Origin of the sequence: Streptomyces wedmorensis, from assembly GCF_000716445.1 — a bacterium.
Lineage (GTDB): Bacteria > Actinomycetota > Actinomycetes > Streptomycetales > Streptomycetaceae > Streptomyces > Streptomyces wedmorensis.
Genome location: NZ_JNWK01000142.1, coordinates 1 through 1,664, shown reverse-complemented (window position 1 = coordinate 1,664; position 1,664 = coordinate 1). Strand labels below are relative to the sequence as shown.

The 1,664-nt window shown below is 70.3% G+C and carries 2 protein-coding genes; one reads left to right on the top strand and one right to left on the bottom strand.

The window, feature by feature from the left end:
• Positions 1-94: 94 nt before the first annotated feature.
• Positions 95-1,426, bottom strand: a complete 1,332-nt coding sequence (locus OO54_RS40790) for a UDP-glucose dehydrogenase family protein (RefSeq protein WP_033212759.1) — start codon at positions 1,424-1,426, stop codon at positions 95-97.
• A gap of 128 nt (positions 1,427-1,554) precedes the next feature.
• Between OO54_RS40790 and OO54_RS48160 the strand changes: the two genes are divergently transcribed.
• Positions 1,555-1,664, top strand: a 110-nt coding sequence (locus tag OO54_RS48160; RefSeq protein WP_167348176.1) for an acyl-CoA dehydrogenase family protein, incomplete at its 3' end; no start/stop codon positions are given.

Sequence of the window (1,664 nt, the reverse complement as noted above, 5' to 3'; positions counted from 1 at the left end):
ACCGCAGCCATCTGGCACAACCGGGCCAACGGAACATCACTGACCAGGTCATTGATCGCCTACGACCACTGACCAGCACTTCGGACTTACTCGTCTAGGCGCGCGGGCGGCCCATCGCCCGGTACGTCCAGCCGGCCGCCCGCCAGCGCTCGCCGTCGAGGGCGTTGCGCCCGTCGAGGACCACCCGCGAGGCGACGACCTTCGCCAGCTCCGCCGGGTCGAGCTCGCGGAACTCCCGCCACTCCGTCAGGTGCAGCACCACGTCCGCCCCGCGCACGGCCTCCAGGGCCGAGTCCGCGTACCCGAGGGTGGGGAAGACGCGGCGCGCGTTCTCCATGCCCTTCGGGTCGTAGACGGTCACCTGGCCGCCCTGGAGGTGTATCTGGCCGGCCACGTTGAGCGCGGGGGAGTCGCGGACGTCGTCCGAGTCCGGCTTGAAGGTGGCGCCGAGCACGGCCACCCGGCGGCCCAGGAACGTGGACCCGCCGAGGGCCTCGCGGGCCATCTCGACCATCTGGCCGCGCCGCCGCATGTTGATGGAGTCGATCTCGCGGAGGAAGGTCAGCGCCTGGTCGGCGCCCAGCTCGCCCGCGCGGGCCATGAACGCCCGGATGTCCTTGGGCAGGCAGCCGCCGCCGAAGCCGATGCCGGCGCGCAGGAACTTGGCGCCGATCCGGTCGTCGTGCCCGATGGCCTCCGCCAGCTTGGCGACGTCGCCGCCCGCGGCCTCGCAGACCTCCGCCATCGCGTTGATGAAGGAGATCTTGGTGGCGAGGAAGGAGTTCGCGGCCGTCTTCACCAGTTCGGCGGTCGGGAAGTCGGTCACCACGAACGGCGAGCCCTCGCCGACGGGGACCGCGTACACCTCGCGCAGCGTCTTCTCGGCCCGCTCGCCGTGGCCCCGGACGCCGACGACGATCCGGTCCGGGTGCAGGGTGTCCTGGACGGCGAAGCCCTCCCGCAGGAACTCGGGGTTCCAGGCGAGCTCGACGCCCTCGGGGAGCAGCGCGGCCAGCCGCTCGGCCGAGCCGACCGGCACGGTCGACTTGCCGACGACCAGGGCCCCTTCGCGTACGACCCCGGCGAGGGAGGTGAAGGCGGCGTCCACGTAACTCATGTCACAGGCGTACTCGCCGTGCTTCTGCGGAGTGTTCACGCAGACGAAGTGCACGTCGCCGAAGGCGCCGACCTCCTCCCAGGAGGTGGTGAAGCGCAGCCGTCCGCTCGATCCCTCGATGCCGGCCACGTGCTTCGCGAGGAGCTCCTCGAGGCCGGGCTCGTACATGGGGACGCGTCCGGAGGCCAGCAGCTCGATCTTCTCGGGGACGACGTCGAGACCGAGCACCTCGAAGCCCAGCTCCGCCATGGCCGCGGCGTGGGTGGCGCCGAGGTAGCCGGTGCCGATCACGGTGATCTTCAGGGCCATGCGGGGTCTCCAGTGAACGTCGGCCGGAAATGCCTGCCCGAGCATAGTCGTGCCCTGGTCCGGGGCCGGGGCACGGCCTACCATTTCAGTTACTTAACGGTAGTTAGCAAGCCTGGGAGTGAGTGAACGTGACGGGTTCCAAGGACTTCGACCTTTATCGGCCCTCCGAGGAGCACGACATGCTCCGGGAGTCGGTCCGCGCGCTCGCGGAGGCGAAGATCGTTCCGTTCGCGGCGGC